General features: G+C 49.0%; 5 protein-coding genes, 4 tRNA genes and 1 rRNA gene. 8 read left to right on the top strand and 2 right to left on the bottom strand.

What is annotated here, in order from left to right; all coding sequences use genetic code 11:
- Window positions 1–159: 159 nt before the first annotated feature.
- A 5S ribosomal RNA gene (gene rrf, locus ACFOE0_RS11275) occupies window positions 160–275 on the top strand.
- An 890-nt stretch (window positions 276–1,165) separates the two neighbouring features.
- Here rrf and ACFOE0_RS11280 read toward each other — a convergent pair.
- The gene (locus ACFOE0_RS11280) at window positions 1,166–1,906 is read right to left on the bottom strand and encodes an isocitrate lyase/PEP mutase family protein (protein WP_248937910.1); all 741 of its coding nucleotides are present in this window, start codon (window positions 1,904–1,906) and stop codon (window positions 1,166–1,168) included.
- A 163-nt stretch (window positions 1,907–2,069) separates the two neighbouring features.
- Here ACFOE0_RS11280 and murB point away from each other — a divergent pair, with 163 nt between their 5' ends.
- Together murB and birA are read left to right on the top strand one after the other, a co-directional pair.
- Complete coding sequence (murB, locus tag ACFOE0_RS11285; RefSeq protein ID WP_248937911.1) at window positions 2,070–3,089, top strand: UDP-N-acetylmuramate dehydrogenase; 1,020 nt, start codon at window positions 2,070–2,072, stop codon at window positions 3,087–3,089.
- An 81-nt stretch (window positions 3,090–3,170) separates the two neighbouring features.
- Window positions 3,171–4,130 (top strand): bifunctional biotin--[acetyl-CoA-carboxylase] ligase/biotin operon repressor BirA, encoded by a 960-nt coding sequence (gene birA / locus ACFOE0_RS11290; RefSeq protein WP_248937912.1) that lies wholly within the window; start codon window positions 3,171–3,173, stop codon window positions 4,128–4,130.
- A gap of 12 nt (window positions 4,131–4,142) precedes the next feature.
- Here the strand turns inward: birA and coaA are convergent, their stop codons facing one another.
- Complete coding sequence (gene coaA, locus ACFOE0_RS11295) at window positions 4,143–5,090, bottom strand: type I pantothenate kinase (RefSeq protein WP_115134485.1); 948 nt, start codon at window positions 5,088–5,090, stop codon at window positions 4,143–4,145.
- A 236-nt stretch (window positions 5,091–5,326) separates the two neighbouring features.
- On the opposite strand from coaA, the gene ACFOE0_RS11300 reads away from it, so the two are divergent.
- The 5 genes from ACFOE0_RS11300 to ACFOE0_RS11320 form a co-directional block, all read left to right on the top strand.
- Window positions 5,327–5,402 (top strand) — tRNA-Thr (locus ACFOE0_RS11300).
- Window positions 5,403–5,410: 8 nt separating this feature from the next.
- Window positions 5,411–5,495: transfer RNA gene (locus tag ACFOE0_RS11305), tRNA-Tyr, on the top strand.
- Window positions 5,496–5,530: 35 nt separating this feature from the next.
- Window positions 5,531–5,604, top strand: a tRNA-Gly gene (locus tag ACFOE0_RS11310).
- A gap of 7 nt (window positions 5,605–5,611) precedes the next feature.
- Window positions 5,612–5,687, top strand: a tRNA-Thr gene (locus tag ACFOE0_RS11315).
- Window positions 5,688–5,798: 111 nt separating this feature from the next.
- The coding region (locus tag ACFOE0_RS11320; protein ID WP_380711367.1) for a GTP-binding protein at window positions 5,799–5,987 on the top strand (189 nt) is incomplete at its 3' end.

Genomic DNA, 5,987 nt, shown 5'->3' on the forward strand with positions numbered 1-5,987 from the left:
GCTAACTGATACTAATGACTCGAGAGGCTTAACCATACAACCCAAAAGGGTTTCGTAACACTGGTTATAACCTTGAATAGAATACTGACTTGATTGAAGTCGAACTCTGAAGCTTTCCAAATTACTTCCTACTGCCAAGGCGGTAGGAAAAAGAATTTGCTTGGTGACAATAGCGCTGTGGTCCCACCTGATCCCATTCCGAACTCAGAAGTGAAACGCAGCTGCGCCGATGGTAGTGTGGGGCTTCCCCATGTGAGAGTAGGTCATTGCCAAGCGCCTAATAAGTGAAGAAGCCACCTGAATAAGGTGGCTTTTTTGCGTTTGGGGGATTTAATAATTATTGGTGTGTTTTTGAACTGCTGAGTATGTCTGCTCAGGTGACTTATCCACTTATAAGAAAACTGAAAAGACCGACTCCCGACGTCAGCCCGCGCTGAGCGGTCGGTAACTGCTCCTGCGTTACCGACATTCGGCACATCCATGTGCCTTGCCTCCCGGCTACGCTCATACTTCGCTCCGCGTTAATCAAGTCCTGAAAGCTTCGCTTCCAAAGCGGACTTGCCTAACCCCAATGTGAGAGAAAGACATAGATAGCTGGTCATTGCTAAGCGTCTCCCCCAGCGTCATTTTTCCCTAAGGAGCAGTTGTCGAGGGTGTCAGAGAAAGGCCCTGTCTCTCGTTCGAGAGCATATGGCTTCCGCCATTCTCACCATCCATGTGCCTTAACCGGAAATTGCTCCCTGCATTTCCGGTATTCACTACGTCCTTGTAGTTTGCCTCCCGGCTAAGCTCTTACTTCGCTCCGCGTTAATCAAGCCCTGCAAGCGTCGCTTCCAAAGCGGACTTGCTTAACCCCCATGTGAGAGAAAGGCATAGATAGCTGGCCATTGCCAAGCACCTACACCCGACGTCACCCCTTCCAAAAGAACGGTTGTCGAGGATGTCCGAGAAAGGCCCTGTCTCACGTTCGAAAGCATATGACTTCCACCATTTTCACCATTCATGTGCCTAACCGGACATTGATCTCTGCATCTCCGGTATTCTCTATGTCCTTATTGTTTGCCTCCCGGCTACGCTTTGGGCTCACCTGCTTTGAAGCTCATTGGGCGTTCAGACTGGTGTATATGTCGACATTAAGAACTTAAACATCCAATTATTGATTGTTTTAAGTAAACAATAGGCTCATATCTTTGGTTTCTTTTATCTTTTGCAGCAGGTTTTCGGCACCCTGATCTCTGCTTTCATATAGCCAATTGCCCATACTGATACGGGATATGTTGAGCTTTGCCAACTCTTGATAGTTGGGAAGGTTGGGAAGTGCCATCAGGTTGATGGGCAGTGACAGCTGCTGGCTTATTTGTGAGATATCTGAGTGATTAGTCAGCCCGGGAAAGAAGATGCCGTTCGCGCCTGCCTGTTGATATAACTCTGCCCGGGAGACTGCTTCCTCTGTCGTTGGATTATCCTGAAAGAACAGGTCGCAACGGACATTGATAAAGAGCTGTTCTCTTGCGGCTCCGAGACAATTGATAATCTGTTGCAAACGCCGGGCAAAATACCCTTTATCCAGAAGCTCCCGTTTACCCGCCAGCATACTGTCTTCGATATTGATGCCTACGACTCCCAACTTGATTAATGAGAGTATCTGCTTGGCGATTTTCTCTGGTTCGGATGCATAGCCTCCTTCTATATCTACCGTCATTGGGATAGTTGTATTTTGGCGAATATCTTTCACCAGGCCATACAAGGCACCAAAGGGCATTTGTTCACCATCCGAATAGCCAAGGTTGGCAGCGATAGCCGCGCTGGAGGTGCCCATTGCTTCATAACCTGCGGCTATCGCACTGGCTCTGTCCCATACATTGGCCAGTAATAGAGGTGTGTTGCGGTCCTTGAATATCTTCATATGTTCCTCCTGATTGGAGCCGCCATATTAGGCAAGCGGCCAAAATGGCAACAACCGAAAACTGGACAGGTATATTGTGATTTATGGCTGAGGAGGGCTTGAGTCGCGAAGCCGGGGACAAGGGAGTACAATGACGCCTTTGCCATCATCAGAGCCAAATCGAGTGTCGATAAGTATTTCTCTTAAACCTTTTAATACCTTTGGATTGGATCAGTGTTGCGCGCATTTGATTGAAGTGGCGTCGCGTAATGAGTTGATCAAAGAGTGCTTGCAGGCATTTGCCGCTGATAAGCCCATGTTGATTCTGGGCGGTGGCAGTAATCTGGTGCTGACTGATGATTTTGATGGCACAGTGATCCGAATCCTGACCAGGGGTATCGAGGTTACTGAGACTGATGACGCTTTTTTGCTGACCGTTGAAGCCGGTGAAAACTGGCATGCATTGGTAGAATACTGCCTGCAGCACAATATGCCGGGGTTGGAGAATATGGCGTTAATTCCAGGTACAGTTGGTGCCGCACCAATCCAGAATATCGGTGCCTATGGTATCGAGCTTAACCAAATGTGTGATTGGGTAGAGTATCTGGACCTGCAAACTGGTGAGGTTAAACGCCTCAGCAATGAAGAGTGCCTGTTTGACTATCGCGATTCGATATTTAAAGGCGAGCTCAGAGACAGGTCTGTGATTCTGAGTGTTGGTTTGAGACTGGCTAAAATGTGGCAGCCCAACTTATCCTACGGTCCATTGACCGAGTTCTCCCCCGATACCGTGACAGCCTGGGATATCTTTAAAAAGGTCTGCGAAGTTCGGCAGAGCAAACTACCAGACCCCAAAGTGCTTGGGAATGCAGGCAGTTTCTTCAAAAACCCGGTTGTCACCGCGGCAGAGTACCAGCGACTAGCGACAGAATTTCCCGGCATTGTTGGATATGCATTGAGTGATGGCACAGTCAAACTGGCGGCTGGCTGGTTGATTGATCAAGCGGGCCTTAAGGGCTATCAGCAAAAAGGGGCAGGAGTACACGCCAATCAGGCGCTGGTGCTGGTTAATTTGGGCGAGGCGACAGGGGTGTCCGTTTGCGAGCTGGCGCGTTACGTTATCGCGACAGTTTCAGCTAAGTTTGGGGTAAAGCTTGAGCCTGAACCCAGAGTTATGGGGCGTAATGGCGAAATCAGTATCTAGCGGGTAAGTCATTGGTGGTGTGTTGAAATCAGGACAATCATCCAGGATTGATTGGGCGACATGTAAGGTAGGTATTTAAATATGCAGGATCATTGGCAACGCAAGCGGGCTATTTTGGCTCTGTTGAATCAGGGAGGTTTTGTCTCAGGTGAAGCACTGGCTCAGGAGCTGGGGATCAGCCGGGCGGCAGTGAACAAGCATATTGAATCACTGTCTGAATATGGCGTCTCTGTATTCAGCGTTAAAGGCAAAGGCTATAAGCTGGAAAAGCCTGTGCACCTGATCGATGAAGTAAAATTAAAAGCCGGTATACGCCAGCGAAGCTTTTACTTCGACGAAGTTAATTCTACCAATGCCTTTATGCTGAGCCATGCTCAGGAATTGAAAAGTGGCGATCTTTGTATTGCTGAATACCAATCGGCCGGGCGAGGCCGTCGTGGCAGAACCTGGGTATCCCCTTATGCCAATCACCTCTATTTCTCACTGTTTTGGCGCTTTCCTCAGGGAATGGCTCAGGCGATGGGACTCAGCCTGGTTGTGGGTTGCTCGTTGGCGACTGTACTGACCAATATGGGAGTGACTGGTCTGGGTCTGAAGTGGCCCAATGATCTTTATCTTGATGGTCGTAAGTTGGCTGGCATTCTGGTGGAGATGACTGGCCAAGCTGACAGTGAGTGCCAGTTGGTAATAGGTATTGGCATTAATATGTCGATGACAGCAGAGCAGGGAGACAAGATAGATCAGCCATGGAGTGATTTGTCTGACCTGGCTCGGTCTCTGGATAAGACTGAGTTGATGCTGAATCTACACAAGCAGCTGTGTCTGGATTTGCAACAGTTTGAACAGACAGGTCTGGGGGCATTCATCAACCGCTGGCAGGAGTCAGACCTGTTTGCGGGACGGGAGGTAGTGCTGAGTATGGGCAACAATCAAATTGCGGGCATCTGTCGGGGAATTGACGAGCAGGGTGCGGTGTTGTTGGAAACCCCTGAAGGAATCAAGGGTTTCGTGGGTGGAGAGATCAGCCTACGAGGGGCCTGACGTCCTGACGAATTACTTTCTTAACATCACCTGAGCCACCTGATGACCAGCGCCTTTCTGTAAGATCAGATGGGCGCGCTCACGGGTTGGCAGTACATTCTGTCGCAGGTTGGGTCCATTGATACTGTCCCAGATGTTGGATGCAGTTTCTTTGGCCTCTTCATCTGTCAGCTCAGCATAATGTTTAAAGTAAGAGCCTTGCTTACTGAAAGCGCCACTTCGGAACTGCAGGAAGCGGTTGATATACCATTTCTTCAACAGGCCTTCGCTGGCGTCCACATAAATAGAAAAATCGACAAAGTCAGAGACGAAAGGTCGTCTGGCCAGTCCGGGCGAATCTATACCCGTTTGCAATACATTCAGGCCCTCCAGGATCAAAATATCCGGTTGGCGTATCACCTGGGTCTCTTCCCGTCTGTCATAAGTAATATGCGAGTACAGCGGCGCATGAACTTCCTGTTTGCCCGACTTGAGGTCTGAGATAAAGTCGAGCAGCATCCGGGTATCATAACTCTCCGGAAAGCCCTTACGCTGCAGCAACCCTTTACGTTTTAACGTCGCCAGTGGATAGATAAAGCCGTCTGTCGTAACCAGATCGACTTTGGGGTGCTCTGGCCAATGCTGCAACAGCGCCTGCAGAATACGCGCGGTAGTACTCTTGCCCACGGCAACACTGCCGGCAATAGAAATAATGTAAGGTCCTTCGGTGGGCTTTTTACCCAGGAACTCATTAAGGACCACACCTCTTTGCTGCTTGGCACCGATAATCAGGTTCAGCAGTCTGCTCAGAGGTAAGTAGATGTCAGTGACTTCTTCTATAGATAGCTGTTCATTGATCCCTCTTAAGCCTTCGAGATCGGATTCACTCAGTGTCATGGGCACGGCATTTCTGAGCTCTGCCCAGCTCTGGCGTTCAAAAGCCAGGTAAAGTGCCTCTTGTATGTGACTGTTTGTGATCATGGTTTATCCTCGAAGACCGGAAGGGCACAGTACACCATCACAGATAAGTGGACAATAGCTCGGAGACCCGTCTACTTGGGATGAAAGGATGATGTGTCAGCAGTTTGCGGCATTTTTAAGCTCAACAGGGTTAATGAGCATAAAAAAGCAGCGCCTAAGCCTTTTTTTCAGAAAAATGCGATTTTTCTATTGCACTCATGCTGACATTTACCTAATATCCGTCCCCGAAATGAAGTGCCGGCATAGCTCAGTTGGTAGAGCAACTGACTTGTAATCAGTAGGTCCCGAGTTCGACTCTTGGTGTCGGCACCATTTTCTCTGGAGGGGTTCCCGAGTGGCCAAAGGGATCAGACTGTAAATCTGACGGCTCCGCCTTCGAAGGTTCGAATCCTTCTCCCTCCACCATTTTCCTAACGTATTAGGTAACCTAGTAGGTTAACGCGGGCGTCGTATAATGGTATTACTCCAGCCTTCCAAGCTGATAACGCGGGTTCGATTCCCGCCGCCCGCTCCAAATTGTTGCTGATATGGCTCAGTCGGTAGAGCGCATCCTTGGTAAGGATGAGGTCCCCAGTTCGATTCTGGGTATCAGCACCACTAATCTACATTTCCTAATGCGAAAAATTGGTTTCGACGAAAATTATTTCGTCGAAATTTTTTTGCATCTGCAGGTTTTCATCACCAAGACTCTTGGATTGAGGCACTACCATGGCTAAAGAGAAATTTGAACGTAGCAAACCCCACGTAAACGTGGGCACCATCGGTCACGTTGACCATGGTAAAACTACCCTGACCGCAGCTATCTCTACCGTACTGTCAAAAGTATACGGCGGTGAAGCTAAAGACTTCGCATCTATCGATAACGCTCCAGAAGAGCGTGAGCGTGGTATTACCATC

Origin of the sequence: Shewanella submarina (assembly GCF_042646185.1) — a bacterium.
In the GTDB taxonomy this organism is placed as follows: Bacteria; Pseudomonadota; Gammaproteobacteria; order Enterobacterales; family Shewanellaceae; genus Shewanella; species Shewanella corallii.